This window comes from Arthrobacter sp. NPDC056493, from assembly GCF_042795115.1.
Lineage (GTDB): Bacteria > Actinomycetota > Actinomycetes > Actinomycetales > Micrococcaceae > Arthrobacter.
Genome location: NZ_JBHTSL010000061.1, coordinates 19,689 through 33,858, shown reverse-complemented (window position 1 = coordinate 33,858; position 14,170 = coordinate 19,689). Strand labels below are relative to the sequence as shown.

Annotated in this window: 12 protein-coding genes and 1 pseudogene; 9 read left to right on the top strand and 4 right to left on the bottom strand. The window is 61.1% G+C overall.

From position 1 onward, the window contains the following. Window positions 1–113: 113 nt before the first annotated feature. Window positions 114–1,349: a beta-ketoacyl-ACP synthase II gene (gene fabF / locus ACFQ50_RS20050; protein ID WP_377997381.1), complete on the top strand. Its 1,236-nt coding sequence runs from the start codon at window positions 114–116 to the stop codon at window positions 1,347–1,349. 108 nt (window positions 1,350–1,457) lie between these two features. On the opposite strand, the gene ACFQ50_RS20045 is transcribed toward fabF, so the two are convergent. The 4 genes and pseudogenes from ACFQ50_RS20045 to ACFQ50_RS20030 form a co-directional block, all read right to left on the bottom strand. Then, window positions 1,458–1,961, bottom strand: a complete 504-nt coding sequence (locus ACFQ50_RS20045; protein ID WP_003806074.1) for a DUF3145 domain-containing protein — start codon at window positions 1,959–1,961, stop codon at window positions 1,458–1,460. Between the two features lie 255 nt (window positions 1,962–2,216). Then, window positions 2,217–3,143, bottom strand: a complete 927-nt coding sequence (locus tag ACFQ50_RS20040; RefSeq protein ID WP_377997380.1) for a tyrosine recombinase XerC — start codon at window positions 3,141–3,143, stop codon at window positions 2,217–2,219. Window positions 3,144–3,229: 86 nt separating this feature from the next. Next, window positions 3,230–4,414, bottom strand: coding sequence for a DNA-processing protein DprA (dprA, locus tag ACFQ50_RS20035; RefSeq protein ID WP_377997379.1), 1,185 nt, complete (start codon window positions 4,412–4,414; stop codon window positions 3,230–3,232). Window positions 4,415–4,425: 11 nt separating this feature from the next. Beyond that, window positions 4,426–5,865 (bottom strand): annotated as a pseudogene (locus ACFQ50_RS20030) (YifB family Mg chelatase-like AAA ATPase); the annotation flags it as partial. A gap of 25 nt (window positions 5,866–5,890) precedes the next feature. Here ACFQ50_RS20030 and ACFQ50_RS20025 point away from each other — a divergent pair. From ACFQ50_RS20025 to ACFQ50_RS19990, 8 genes are all read left to right on the top strand, one after another. Continuing rightward, window positions 5,891–7,327: a recombinase family protein gene (locus ACFQ50_RS20025; protein ID WP_377997378.1), complete on the top strand. Its 1,437-nt coding sequence runs from the start codon at window positions 5,891–5,893 to the stop codon at window positions 7,325–7,327. 279 nt (window positions 7,328–7,606) lie between these two features. After that, window positions 7,607–7,795 carry a hypothetical protein gene (locus ACFQ50_RS20020; RefSeq protein ID WP_377997377.1) on the top strand — a complete coding sequence of 63 codons (189 nt, stop codon included), beginning with the start codon at window positions 7,607–7,609 and terminating at the stop codon, window positions 7,793–7,795. After that, window positions 7,792–8,019, top strand: a complete 228-nt coding sequence (locus tag ACFQ50_RS20015; protein WP_377997376.1) for a hypothetical protein — start codon at window positions 7,792–7,794, stop codon at window positions 8,017–8,019. Before ACFQ50_RS20020 ends, ACFQ50_RS20015 begins: the two co-directional genes overlap by 4 nt. Before the next feature lie 224 nt (window positions 8,020–8,243). Further along, window positions 8,244–9,893: a phage/plasmid primase, P4 family gene (locus ACFQ50_RS20010; protein ID WP_377997375.1), complete on the top strand. Its 1,650-nt coding sequence runs from the start codon at window positions 8,244–8,246 to the stop codon at window positions 9,891–9,893. 1,405 nt (window positions 9,894–11,298) lie between these two features. Then, window positions 11,299–11,844: a hypothetical protein gene (locus ACFQ50_RS20005; protein ID WP_377997374.1), complete on the top strand. Its 546-nt coding sequence runs from the start codon at window positions 11,299–11,301 to the stop codon at window positions 11,842–11,844. An 8-nt stretch (window positions 11,845–11,852) separates the two neighbouring features. Next, window positions 11,853–12,611 carry a hypothetical protein gene (locus tag ACFQ50_RS20000; protein WP_377997373.1) on the top strand — a complete coding sequence of 253 codons (759 nt, stop codon included), beginning with the start codon at window positions 11,853–11,855 and terminating at the stop codon, window positions 12,609–12,611. Then, the gene (locus ACFQ50_RS19995) at window positions 12,604–13,755 is read left to right on the top strand and encodes a hypothetical protein (protein WP_377997372.1); all 1,152 of its coding nucleotides are present in this window, start codon (window positions 12,604–12,606) and stop codon (window positions 13,753–13,755) included. Before ACFQ50_RS20000 ends, ACFQ50_RS19995 begins: the two co-directional genes overlap by 8 nt. Before the next feature lie 87 nt (window positions 13,756–13,842). Then, complete coding sequence (locus ACFQ50_RS19990) at window positions 13,843–14,169, top strand: hypothetical protein (RefSeq protein WP_377997371.1); 327 nt, start codon at window positions 13,843–13,845, stop codon at window positions 14,167–14,169. Window position 14,170 lies beyond the last annotated feature (1 nt).

Genomic DNA, 14,170 nt, shown 5'->3' with positions numbered 1-14,170 from the left:
GGCCAGCCGATGCACCACCCTGAATTTTTTTGCAGACTTCCCCCGCACGCCACCCACTCCGGCCTCGGCCAGCAGCACAGGACACGGCAGGCGCACCGACAGAGAGTGATCCCATGACACGCAAAGTAGTCATTACAGGTCTGGGTGCCACCACGCCCATCGGCGGCGACGTACCCACGATGTGGCAGAACGCGCTGAAGGGGGTCTCCGGAGCCCGCACCCTCGAGGACGAGTGGGTTGCCAAGTACGAACTGCCGGTCCACTTCGCTGCCCGGTGCAGCACCCCCGCCCTTGACGTGCTGAGCCGTGTTGAGGCCAAGCGCATGGACCCGTCAACGCAGTTCGGCGTCATCGCCGCCCGCGAAGCGTGGGCCGACTCCGGCATCACAGAAATCGACCACGACCGGCTGGCGGTTGCCTTCGCCACCGGCATCGGCGGGGTCTGGACGCTCCTGGACGCGTGGGACACGCTGAAGGAGAAGGGCCCCCGCCGCGTCCTCCCCATGACGGTTCCGATGCTCATGCCCAATGGTGTGGCCGCCGCCGTCAGCCTGGACCTGGGCGCCCGCGCCGGTGCGCACACTCCCGTGTCCGCCTGCGCGTCCGGCACCGAAGCCATGCACCTCGGGCTGGACCTGATCCGCTCGGGCAAGGCCGACGTCGTCATGTGCGGCGGCGCCGAAGCCGCCATCCACCCGATGCCGCTGGCGGCGTTCTCTTCGATGCAGGCCCTGTCCCGCCGCAACGACGACCCCGAGCACGCCTCGCGCCCCTACGACCGGGACCGTGACGGCTTTGTCATGGGCGAGGGTGCCGGCGCGCTGGTGCTGGAGGCCGAGGAGCACGCACTCGCCCGCGGCGCACGGATCTACGGCGAACTCGCCGGCACGTCCGTGACCGCCGACGCGTACCACATCACGGCGCCGGACCCGCAGGGCCTGGGCGCCACCCGGGCACTCAAGGCAGCCATGTTCGACGGCCGCATCCAGGCGGAGGACGTGGTCCACGTCAACGCCCACGCCACGTCGACCCCCGTCGGTGACAAGCCGGAGTACACGGCGCTGAAGGCTGCGCTCGGCAACCACGTGGACAACGTTGCCGTGTCGGCCACCAAGTCCCAGATGGGCCACCTGCTGGGTGCCTCCGGCGCCGTGGAGGCCGTCCTCACCGTTCTGGCAGTCCACGAACGCAAGGCGCCCGTCACCATCAACCTGGAGAACCAGGACCCCGAGATCCCGCTCGACGTCGTGACCTCGGTCCGCGCCCTGCCGGCCGGCGACATCGTGGCGCTGAGCAACTCGTTCGGCTTCGGCGGGCACAACGCCGTGGTTGCCATCCGCAGCGTGTGATGTGGACCTGAATGAACGCTGAAGAAGCCCCCGCCGGTTGGCGGGGGCTTCTTCGTTGCTATGGGGAGTTCCTGCGGCGGGCCCTTGCCCGCTGACCGATCTGGTGCGTCAGCCGACCTGGTGCAGCCAGCGCACCGGAGCGCCTTCGGCGGCGTGCCGGAACGGCTCCAGTTCCTCGTCCCACGCCTCCCCGAGGGCAAGCGAGAGCTCGTGGTAGACAGCGGAGGGGTCGCCGGCGCCGGCCTCGTAGGCGTAGCGGATGCGGTCCTCGGACACCATGATGTTGCCGTGCACATCCGTCACGGCATGGAAGATACCCAGCTCAGGTGTGTGGGACCAGCGTCCGCCGTCCACGCCCTGGCTAGGTTCTTCGGTGACCTCGAAGCGCAAGTGCGCCCAGCCCCGGAGGGCAGACGCCAGTTGCGCACCTGTCCCCTGCGCGCCGGTCCAGGACAGCTCCGAGCGGAACATGCCGGGCGCGGCGGGCTGAGGGGTCCATTCGAGGTCCGTTCGCTTGTCCACGACGGATCCGATGGCCCACTCAACGTGAGGGCACAGTGCGGTAGGGGCCGAGTGAATAAACAGCACACCGCGGGTCATTGCAACAGACATTCCATCCTCCATAGCTGTAGGTACGTCTTCCCCAACGACCTGCATGGACGGGATACTTGCTGCTTTGGGCGCCGCGTGGTGCCGGTGATTCCTGCCTATCTATGAAATTACCTGCCGGTCTGCCAAGGGGCGCACGAAGATGGTGCTTCAAGCACAACTTGAAAGTTGCCGAACTTGGATCTTATTGTGCCGTACGCCGTCTAATTACGCCAGTGCAATTCGGCGTGGTGTATAAGACGCGCCGAAGGACAGTGGCTAGGCGCGCGGGTGCGCCTGCTGATAGCTCTTCCGCAGGCGGTCCACCGACACGTGCGTGTAGATCTGCGTGGTGGCGAGGCTGCTGTGGCCGAGAATCTCCTGGACCGCCCGAAGGTCGGCGCCGCCGTCCAGCAGATGCGTCGCGGCGGTGTGCCGCAGGGCGTGCGGACCGGTGGCGGAGGTGTCGCCCAGGGCCTCGAACAAGCCCTTCACCACGCTGCGGACCTGGCGCTGGTCGACGCGGCGGCCGCGCACACCGAGGAACAGGGCCGGTCCGCTGTCCGCGGCGGCGAGCTTTCCCCGTCCCCGGCGCAGCCAGTCGTCGACGGCGAGCGCAGCCGGGAGCCCGTAGGGAACCGTCCGCTCCTTATTGCCTTTGCCGAGCACCCGGAGGGTCCTGCGGTCCGGGTCGAGGTCGTCGACGTCCAGACCGGCCAGCTCGCCGACACGGACGCCGGTGGCGTAGAGCAGCTCAACCATGGCCCGGTTGCGCAGGGCCATCGGATCACCGTCCTTGGCCGCCTCGTTGAGGTCGGCCAGCAGGCGGGCCAACTGCTGCTGCTGCAGCACCCCCGGCAACGCGCCGTCGCGCTTGGGCGCCTGAAGACGCAGGGCTGGATCGGTGTTGATGAGTTCTTCCCGCAGCGCCCAGGCGGTGAAGCTCCGTGCCGTAGCGGCACGCCGGGCAAGTGTGGAACGGGACGCGCCCGCCTCGCTCTGGCTGCCCAGCCAGCGCCGGAGGGTTCCGAGCTCGAGCCCTGCGGGATCGGTGACTCCTTCCCCGGCCGCATAGCCCAGCAGGCTGGAGACGTCGGACAGGTATGCGCGCACCGTGTGTTCGGACCGGGCCCGCTCACCCGTCAGGTACCGTCCGAAACCCGTGACGGCCCGGGCGAGCGCAGCCGGCAGTTCCTGTTTCTCCACTCCCCCACTGTTCCAGCAATTGGCCGAGAATCAAGGAACTGCCCGGCGAGCCGCCCGGCGAGGGGGACGTCGCCGGGCGGCGGGCCCTATGTCGATTGCTTGGTGCGCTTCCAGCCTCCCTTCTCGGAGACAGCCAGTCCCAGCAGCGCCAGCCTCCCAAGGCCCGCGCGCACCGATTCGGAACCCAGGCCGGCCACGCTGCAGAGTTTTTCGACGGAGCTGGCGGACCGCAGGGGAAGGGCGTCCAGCAGGATCAGGTCCTCGAGTGTCAGGCCGTCGTGATCGGCGGACGCTCCGCTCCTTTCGTCGGGCAGGGATTGGCCGCTGGGCGAGGCAAGCTCGGCGATCTCCCCGGCATCAGTGACGCAGACGGCGCCGCCGTCGCGCAGGAGCCGGTGGCAGCCGGCCGAGTTCGCGCTGTGGACTGAGCCGGGAACGGCTCCCACGGCACGGCCCAGGGTTTCCGCGTGATGGGCGGTATTCAGGGCTCCGGACCGCCATCTGGCCTCCACCACAACGGTGACGGACGCGACGGCGGCGATCAGTCGGTTCCGCTGGAGAAACCGGTACCGGGTGGGAGCCGAACCGGGCGGAACCTCCGCGAGCACGGCACCCTGGTTGGCAACGGCGCGCAGGAGATCCTCATTCCCGGAGGGATAGAAGCGGTCCACGCCACCGGCCATCACGGCGATGGTCGGCATGGCATCCGAGCCCCCTGCCAGGGCCGCCCGGTGCGCGTGGGCATCAATTCCGTAGGCGCCGCCGGACACCACTGTGAATCCGCGTTGTGCCAGCGAATAGGCCACGTCACCGGTGACTGAGGCGCCATAGCTGGTGCTGTCCCGCGAGCCCACCAGGGCCACCGCCTTCGCTGCCGGAGGAAGCTCTAGCTCAATGCCGCGCCACCACAGGCAGATGGGCTGGTGCAGGCCAAGGTCGTCGAGTTGCCGCGGCCACAGGCTGTCCGCCGGGATGATCATCCGGCCGCCCAGGCGCTGCATGGTGGCCAGGTCCCGTTCCGGGGCGAGGTCGGGAATCCTCGGAGCCCAGCGCTTCAGCGCGGCACCGAGTCCGGCCCAGGAAGCCACGGCACTTTGCTCTGCCAGCAACCCGGTGATGTCCTGTTCCAGCGCCGGCCCGTAACTGACCTGTCCCGTGGCTATCCGCAGCGCGTCTTCAGCCCCGGCAACATGCACCAGGGCCAGTCCTGCGACGTCCTGTGGCTCCATCAGCCTCGACAGTGCGGCACGGGCAAGTCTCTCGTTCTGCATGTGGGTTCCTTTCACGCTGCTGCCGAAGCGGTCTGGCGGAGGCTTAGGGCCTGTCCGATATCGTTCCCGTCTGGCTGTTCCCGGCCGCCGACGTCGGCCAAAGTCCAGGCGAGGCGGAGCACACGGTCGTAGCCCCGGGCCGTGAGCACCCCGCGTTCCAGAGCATGGTCCAGGATCCGGGTGGTGGCGCCGGCCAGTCTCAGCTCGCTGCGCAGGATGCGACCGGGCACCTGGGAATTTGTCTCCATGCCCCAGGGCTGAAGCCGCTGCAGCTGGCGGGCCCGGGCGGCGAGGACGCGGGCACCGACCGTTGCGCTGTCCTCCGCTCCCCCGGACTGGCCAAAGTCCGCCAGCGATACACGGTCCACCTGCAGCTGGATGTCCACGCGGTCCAGGAGCGGCCCGGACATGCGCGACATGTAGCGGCGCCGCATGAAGGGGGTGCAGGTGCATTCGATGCCCTTGCCCGCGGCCTTGCCGCACGGACACGGATTGGCCGCCAGCACCAGCTGGAACCGGGCAGGGTAGGCCGCCGCTCCCGCCGAGCGGTGGATGACCAGCTCGCCGCTCTCAAGCGGTTGCCTGAGCGCATCCAGGACCCTGCGTTCGTATTCGGGTGCCTCGTCGAGGAACAGAATTCCGCGGTGTGCCCGCGACGCCGCGCCGGGACGCGGCAGCCCCGACCCGCCCCCGATGATCGCGGCTGCCGTGGCCGTGTGGTGCGGATTCTCGAAGGGCGGCCGCCGGACCAGCTGCACTCCGGCCGTGGGGAGCTGGCACAGGGAATGGATCGCCGTCACTTCCATCGCCTCCGTGTCGCGCAGATCGGGCAGAAGCCCGGGGAGCCGCTCGGCCAGCATGGTCTTGCCGGCGCCGGGCGGGCCGGTCAGCAGCAGGTGGTGCGCACCGGCGGCGGCGACTTCGAGGGCACGGCGTGCCTCTGCCTGGCCGGACACGTCACACATGTCCGGGACAGTCGCGTCCACGGACTCAGGCTCAGCCCCGGCGGGTTCGTCGTCCGGTTCGAGGTCGAGGACAAGTTCCTGCGGGTCGGCGCCAAAATCGAACACCAGCCGCGCCAGGGTCCGGTAGCCCCGGACCCTGGCACCGGGGACGAGTTCCGCCTCGGCAGCGTTGGCCTGGGCCACCACAATGTCCTGGAACCCCGCCCGCACCGCGGACATCACGGCAGGCAAGATGCCGCGGACGGGCCGCAGCCGTCCGTCCAAGCCCAGCTCGGCAATGAAGACGGTGCGCCCGGTGGGCCTGATGTCCTCTGCGGCCCGCAGCACCGACATCGCGATGGCAAGGTCGAAGCCGGAACCGCGCTTGGGCAGGGACGCCGGAATGAGGTTGGCGGTGATCTTCCGCCGGCTCAGCGGAATGCCGGAGTTCTGCGCCGCCGAGCGGATGCGGTCCCTGGCTTCGTTGAGGGAGGCGTCTGCCAGACCCCTCTAAATGTGATTCAATTTTTGTATGAGCAAAAGAGCAGCGATCTACATCCGCCAGTCACAGACCAGCGACGGCACCATCTCGCCGGAGTTGCAAGAGAAGAACGTCCGGTCCTTCATCGCCATGCAGGGATGGGAGGCCGGAGAGGTTTACTCGGATATCGACATCTCCGGACTGACCGAGGCCAAACGTCCTGCCTTCCTGAAGCTGAAAAAGGACTATGCCGCTGGCAAGTTCGATATCGCGGTGGCGGATGACTTCAGCCGCTTCTCACGGAACAAGGCAGACGCTATGGCTCTGCTTGGATCGATGAATATTGCCACGCACAAGGAAGGCGTGGCTGACACTGACGATGACTTCATGCCAGCCATGTACTTCCTGCTGGCAGACAAGTTCTCCAAGGACATGTCCAAGCGGTGGCGGAATGCGCTGATGCACCGGCTAGCCAAGGGTCTTCCGCCGTCAGGCAAGAATCAGTTCGGATACGACAAGCAGGGTAAAGAGAAGTACGTCCCGAACGCCGATGCCGAGAGCGTCAAGGAAGCCTACGCACGCTACACCAAGGGTGAAGGCGCACGGACCATCTGTGAGGACTTCAACGCACGTGGGCTTGCCTCTGCCGGTCCTGCCGGTTGGCATGCTGCTGGATTCTTCGATCTGCTGGACAAGAGCTTTTACGCCGGATTCATCAACTATGAAGGTCAGGACTTCCCCGGATCTCATGAGCCGCTGTTGACTCCGGCGCAGTGGGCCAACTACAAGGCCAAGCGACAGGACCGGAAGACGCATGCGAGGCCGCGCAACCCTAAGTGGATGCTCTCAGGCCTTGTGGTGTGCGGACGTTGCGGAGGCAAGATGGTTTCCCATATGGCACGCGGCGTCCCCACCCTTCAGTGCTCCACCTACAACGCTCAGGGCAAGGCCGGATGTGAGGGTATCTTCCGGAAGCGTGCACAGGTTCAGGTGGCCGTCTCATGGTGGCTGGGATCTCACCTTGAGGAATGGGCATCCGCCATGCCTACCAACGACGAAGCACGGCTAGCCGCTGAGAAGGACGTAGCTGACGCCGAAGCCGCTAAGGATGCCGCACAGGGACGAATTGATAGCCTCATCTCACGTGCTGTCCGCTTCGATCTGCCGGACACTGACATTGCCGGACCACTGGCAGAGTTCCGCGCCGAACTGGCAGAGGCCAAGGCAGAGGCAGAGCGCACGCTTGCCGTACTGGGAGAGTTCACGCCGGTTACCAGCATCGATGAGCAGATCACTACCGGAGCGCTGCTGATGGGATTTGAGGAAGATCCGGAGGCGGAACCGTCTGACGCCGCTATTGCCCAGTACCGGGAAGCCCTGTCCAAGATCATTGAGAAGGTCATCGTGCATCCGGCGACCGGCACAAGCCCTCGTGATCCGGAGCGCGACCACCGCGCCGAGGTGGAGATCGTTCCCGTACGCTTGTAGCGCCGGATGTTTCCGCAACGGCAGAAGCCCCGTCAGCCTTGAGTTGGCGGGGTTTTCTCTTGCCCGATTTGGTCCACTAGCACACCAGATGGTAGGATGTAAAGCTCAAACGATGTCCTTCACCAAGAGGTGGAGGGCATCAGTGGTTTAAGGGACTTTCATAGTCTAGGAAAGATTTTGAGCCAAAAAGTTGACTTCTAGACTAGAGAATCGTAAACTACGCACTCACTCAAAAGTATGGTATACTTGTAGTAACCCAATAACAGAAAGAGATGGATCATGGCACTACCAACAATGGAAAAACGTCCCGAGCTATGGGAATCAAGGCGTCACCTTGGCTTCCTGATCACCATGGCCGAGAAGCGCAAGGCCAAAGCCGAGGCTCGATACGCCGACGACCTAGAGAAGATCGCTGAAGCTCAAGCCAGAGTGGATGAGCTGGAACAGAAGGAAGCGGAAAACGAGTGAGGACACTCGCAGCGTCGCTCGTGGCCGGGGCGGTTCTACTCGGTGCGACCGGATGTGGAAAGTCCGAAGAGTGGGAGCAGAACAAGGCCAACTGCATCAAGATGTGGGGCGACTACAAGTCAGCCGAAGAAATTGAAGCCAAGTGCACCAAAGATGCTGACTACTGGGAGAAGAACGGAATCCATAAGGAATGGCCGGAAGAGTATGTAGCCGACAGGAAATGAAAAAGCCCCGGAGGAGCAACCGGGGCGATTCCAAACAGTAAACACATTTTAGAAAGTAGGAAGGAAATCCGATGTAGGAAACCCAACACAACCTGTACATCTATTGTACCACACTTTGTACCGGTTGACATGCGCGGCCACAGGCCAATGACAATACAAAGAGCAATACAAACCAAAGAAAAGAGACCACATGGACTCACCTAAACAACCGAAAAGGATTTACCTTGGAAACACGTATCAAGACCGAAACCGCCGTTGAGAAGTGGCGCATCAACACCCTCTCAACAGTCCCCACAACTAAGAGCAGCTTCCTAACGCTGATCGCCAAGCTCCCGGTAACTGACCTCGACGCAGCCGGAACCCTTGAAGAAATCTTCGGGTATGAGCTGACATTCATCCCCACGTCCGCCAGCTCCGGAGAGTGGTACGTCTGGAACGGCGTAGTTCACGCCAAGGACGACAAAGGACTCATTGACGACTTCCTTGCAAGAGCGCTGGCAAATGCCCTCCGTAGCCTCTGTGACTTCCTGCATGAGAAGGTCAACGAATCCACCATGAGTGATGATGACAAGACCGCCGTCCGTAAGGCTATGGGGGAACTGACCAGCTACGCCAAGCGCGTTAGGTCCGCTGGTGGTCTTCACCACCTCAAGACGCGCATCCGCTTCGAGTTCCAAGAGGCTCCGGACTACTTCGACCACGATCAGCAATGGGCTGTCATGGCCGATGGCCGCGTAATCGACCTTGAGAACATCGACGCCGCACCACTGGCACCAAACCCGAAGCTCCCTGTCTCCCGTCACCTTGGAGTGAGCCAGACAGGTACATGGCCGATGATCGATGCTCTTCCGGTCAAATGGGTAGATGCCCTGAAGCAGTGGACGCCAGATCCGGAGGTACAGAACTACCTCAGGCTTGCTGCCGGAGCAGCCCTGCTGGGACGTGGGGACGCTAAGAACATCGTCACGCTCGTTGGTATCTCCAACACCGGTAAGAGCACTTACCTCAACGTCCTTAAGAAGGTCTTTGGCACCTACGCCGGAGCGCTACCGGCAACGGCGATTGTCCAGAAGTACGGAGGCGCAACCAACTTCGAGCAGCACAAGGCACGCGGCAAGCGCTTCCTGTACCTCTCAGAGCCGCAGAATGCCCGTACGGATGACGCCTTCCTCAAGAACCTGTCAGGAGGTGGCGACACCATCCCGACATCGGAGAAGGGCAGGGACGCCGTTGAGTGGCAGGCACAGTGTGTCCTTCATATCGCGGCGAACCACATTCCGAGGATTGACACCAATGACAACGCCATCGTTGAGCGCGTAGACATCGTTGGCTTTGATCACGTCTTCAAGGCCACTGACTACAAGGGTGATCTTGTGGAAGACCTCATCCGTGAGGAAGGGTCCGAGATCCTGTTTTGGATTCTGGACGGCGCACGCGAATACCTCAGGGATCACGTTGGCAAGATCCCGGTTCCGGAGTCCATCAAGAAGCGCAGCATGTCAAACGTTGTTGAGTCATCCGCTCCCCTGATGTGGCTTCAGGAGATGGTTGATAACGATGAGTTGATCGTGGACACCACCGCCTATATGAAGGACATGATTGAGCCGAAAGAGGGATATACCCTGTTCGCCCAATGGTGCTTCCAGAATGGCGAGAAGGCTCCGACTCAGAAGCAGTGGCTCAAAGAGATTGAGGCCTTCAACAAGATGCCAGCGGCCCGAAAGGGTAAGCGCTCCGATGGTAAGGCACGCGTTTGGGGAGTCCTGTGGAGTGCAAAAAGCAATAGCCGAAAAGTGCACTTGGATTCCGCTGCTGACGGCATCGACTGGAAGCAGCTTCAGGCAGACGTATTTACTGCACCTCAAGAGCACTGATGTGCACGCGCAGTGCATAGCCAAAACCCCTAGAAATCAGGGCTAGACAGCCCAAAAGTGTAGAAGTGCAATTCCTCTTTATTAAGTAGTAGAGAAAATAAAGACTACTTAAGTACCCCTATATTGCTATAGGGCTGTAGTAGAAAAAAGAAAATTGCACTTCTACACAAACCTCTCAAACCCTAAGGAAACACATGAACGCAACACCAGAAATCAGCCCTACTCCCTGCTACTGGGATGGATCATCTACGATCATCGGACAGTGGACGGATGAAGGGTTGCCCGTCCTGCTACCGCCAGCGGATCAGACGCCAGCACCGAAGAGGCACGTCCCCGGATCTTCACTGACCACCATCGTTGAGAACCTAGAGGCCGACCTTGCTTGAGATCCTGATACTCATCCTGATGTGGATGGTTATCAGCAATTACCTAACGACACTACGACACTACAGAGACCACCTGAATGACTACGAACGAACAGCCCACGTACGCCTACTTCATGGACGTAAACTCCGATGACATTGCATTCATTACTGAGGTTCTAGTCGGATGCAACAAATGCAAAGAGCGGGAATTCACCAAGAGTCCGGATGAGGCCATGAACTGGAAAGACTGGCATCACCGTACGAAGCACACCAAGGATGATTCCACCAAGACAGAGCTATTAGGCTTCGCTGGGAAAACGAGATTCTAGTATCACTTAAATGATATAATTGATACGGATGCTTCCACGAATTGGGGTGATCCGTTTGGAACTGATTCCAATGTCCTTCACCGGTATGCCGGAATGGATGATGCTGCCAGTACTTATCTGCTACTTCGTGATAGCTGTCATCAAGTACAACAAGAACGATAAGGACGGCAACGTCGGTTAGTCACCTCATAACTTGACAGGCTGGAACAGACAGCCACACCAGCGCAAGAGGCGCAACTGGAGCTGACCAGAGAAACAGGCAAACGACGCAAAGACATTTAATTAGTTAGGCGTCGTTATGCCCCGTAAATACAGCAGCACCAGATCTAGTGCAGCACGCAAGATAGTGGCCGCACAGCTACCCGCACCCTGCTACCGATGTGGCCGAGTAGTCACAGCAGAGATGAAGTGGGAAGCAGACCACACACTCTCACGCGTACAGGCTGAAGCTCTCGGTATCAGTCAGGCCGAGCAGGACAGATCAGTAGCTCCGGCTCATGCCAGTTGCAACCACAAGCACGGAGCCAAGCTTGGCAATCAGCTCAAGGCACAGGCCCGCACGGAGCAGCGACAGATCAAGCCGATCAAGCGAACCGTTGAGTTTTTGGAAGAGGCACCAGAACCCACATCCGCACTCAGGAAGCAGCTGTAGCTCAAGAGAAGATCCGCAAGGGTGCCATTGAGAACACCACTCAAGCGCTCAAAGACGATATGGCCGCAATTGAGGCGCACACGGATGCAATGAAGGATTCCAAGTCTTCGCATCTCGATTATCTGGATAACGTCGATTCCCTCACGGAGTCACTGAAAACCAACGGCGCAACGATCGATGAGAACTCCCAGAAAGGCCGCGACAACCAACGCGCAATTCTGGATGTCGCCTCAGCCATCGAAGAGCAGGCAAGCAAGTCTCTTGAGGCCGGTGAAAACACCGATTCAGTTACCAAGAAATTCGAAGCTCAGCGAAACGCTCTGGTCAATCAGGTAATGCCAGCTTTTGGCGGAAGCCGCGATAAGGCGCAGGCCTACATTGACACCATTCTGAAGACGCCAAATGCAGTGAACACAAATGTTGTTGTTCACGGTATTCCTCAGGCCGAGGCTCAGGTGAGGAACTTCGTCAATACGGGCCGTCACATCACCGTGAACTTTCAGACCGGTTCTACCTATTCCGTGGATAACTACATCCAAGGAATGAAGGCAGGCGTAACCGTTCCCGTTGACTTCGCCGCACGCGGCAAACCAGCAATTACGTAGGAATTCTTATGACCACAATTACCGCCACTCCAAATACGGCTAACGGCTCCGTATCGCTGGATCTCACGCTTACCGCTTCCGTCACGAAGGTTGTCCGTACCAACGCCAACGGCTCCGAGGAAGTCAGGGCATCCGAGGGACAGCTACCTTCCGCAGCGACCGGAACGATGATCCTCGTTGACTTTGAGGCGGCACACGGCCTTAACAGCTACAACGCCTATGCCGCTGACGGCTCATTCGTCACCACATCAACGACGCTGGTCCTCGACAAGCCGTGGCTTTCCGTCCCGGTAATGCCGCAGTATTCGGAAAAAATCGAGACCATCACTCAGTACGGCTCCGGCAGGGATGCCGCCACAACCGTTCACAGGCCGCTAGGACGCGCTGACAACCTCGTTGTGATGGGGAAGCTTGGCGACCGTTCCGGACAGCTCCAGATCCTTTGCAACGCCTACAAGGACGCACGCACCCTAGAGCGCATCTTCGAGCGTGGCGAGATCGTCCAGCTACGTCAGCGCGTAGAAGGCCTTGACATGTACTTCACGGCGACCGGCATCCCGGTTGCTCCCTTCTCCGTTGAGGGTGAAGCGGAAACCCGCTGGTCACTCACGGTCAACTACGTAGAAGTCCGCAGGCCGATTGGCAACCTTGCTGGCGCGTTCGGATGGTCCTTTGACGCTCTCGCTACTGACTTCCCATCTTGGGACGCCGTAGCCGCTGCTTTCACGGACTATGACGCTCTGACGCTGGGAGACGGCATTGTCTAACATTTACGCCCCGTACCGTGAGGACGCCGAGGAACAGCACCGCTACTCCGTCCGTCACTCTTACTCCGCTACCGCCTTCCCTCCGGCAGGAGATCCGTTCGAACTGGACGTGCTTGATTGCTCCATCGACTTCAACGCCTCAGAACGTCCCTACGTACGTGGCTCCATCACAGCCAAGGTCATTGAGGATCAGGACACCCTTGATTCCCTAGATCCCCGCAAGGCCGTACGCGTGCACGTGTTTATGGGCTACATCTATGACGGCTTCGTCAAGGACGTAAACCTTGTGGCGGATCTCCACATCCGTACCCGCACGATTGACCGCCCATCCAACACGATGACGCTAGTACTCGGTGGGGACGAAGAGCTTGCCGAGGACTACAAGCGCATGGCATGGGGACCACACGCGCCAACCACCGGCATCAACGAATTCGTTCAGTTCCATGCCAACAAGGCAAGCGTCCCCGGAACCGCCACTGTCGTCAGTGACTTCCCGGCAGGCTACGGCGCTACCGAATTGGCCGGAATGGTTCAGGACGTGGGACAGGACTCCCTGTCGATGCTTCTGGACGCAGCGGAACGACTCAACGTCAGCGTCTTCTGTGATGGCGACCGAACATGGCGAATCAAGAAACAATCCGAGATCGCCGGAGCAACAGCGCTCAAGCTCTACGTCGGTGCCGGAGGAACCATCCTCAACGCCCAAAGCTCGCTTACCAGAGGCGTCGGTGAAGGCAAGGGATTCTGCAACGCCGTAGCTCTGATCTACCGGTGGAAGGACTCAGGAGGCGTGGATCACGTCATCTACGGCAACGCGACCGTCAGCGCCGGACCCTTTGCAACCACCGCTGTAGGCGCAAAGACCTTCTCTGAAGAGCGCCAATTCCCGATTGCCTCAACAGCGCTGGCAAATCAGACCGCTTCGAACCTTCTGAAGATCCTCGCAGGACGTGGCAACCAAATGACGCTGGAAGCCCACGCGGCCTATTGGCTCCGTCCCGGACACACGGTCACCGTCCAGCTCCCGGCAGGAGATCAACAGAGGTTCCTCGTGACTCAGGTCCAGTTCAATCCGACCACCGGAACTATGGACCTCGTTTTGAAACAGCCCATCAACGTAACCATCAGCACCACCAGCGGCTAGCCGCAGAAAGTCAGCACCATGCCATCTACACTCCGCTTCGGCCTCACATACCCAGCAGGTTCCGCCGTCCCGAACGTACCTCTATCCATGCAGACTCAGGCCGAGTCCATAGAGACAGCACTCAATACGTTCTTCCCGTACAAGATCGCTTCCGGCTCCGGCTCCGTCACCATCGGTTCCGCAGTGGCTTCCGCTACGGCTACGGTCACGCTTCCGGCAGGCTTCACGCTTCCTCCGGTCATCACGGTTCAGAACACCACCAACGGCGCTGGACGCTCGCTGATGCTGAACTTCTACGTCTACTCCATCAGCGCCACACAGTTCACGCTGAAGCTCGCGACCGCTGACGCCGCCAACACCGGAACTAGCTACACGATCAGCTACAACTGGACTGCTGTTCAGCAGACCGCCTAGG

Coding starts and splice junctions, on each gene's coding strand:
- fabF (WP_377997381.1), top strand. CDS start 114: ATGACACGCAAAGTAGTCATTACAGGTCTGGGTGCCACCACGCCCATC.
- ACFQ50_RS20045 (WP_003806074.1), bottom strand. CDS start 1,961: ATGTCTGTTGCAATGACCCGCGGTGTGCTGTTTATTCACTCGGCCCCT.
- dprA (WP_377997379.1), bottom strand. CDS start 4,414: ATGCAGAACGAGAGACTTGCCCGTGCCGCACTGTCGAGGCTGATGGAG.
- ACFQ50_RS20025 (WP_377997378.1), top strand. CDS start 5,891: ATGAGCAAAAGAGCAGCGATCTACATCCGCCAGTCACAGACCAGCGAC.
- ACFQ50_RS20020 (WP_377997377.1), top strand. CDS start 7,607: ATGGCACTACCAACAATGGAAAAACGTCCCGAGCTATGGGAATCAAGG.
- ACFQ50_RS20005 (WP_377997374.1), top strand. CDS start 11,299: ATGGCCGCAATTGAGGCGCACACGGATGCAATGAAGGATTCCAAGTCT.
- ACFQ50_RS20000 (WP_377997373.1), top strand. CDS start 11,853: ATGACCACAATTACCGCCACTCCAAATACGGCTAACGGCTCCGTATCG.
- ACFQ50_RS19990 (WP_377997371.1), top strand. CDS start 13,843: ATGCAGACTCAGGCCGAGTCCATAGAGACAGCACTCAATACGTTCTTC.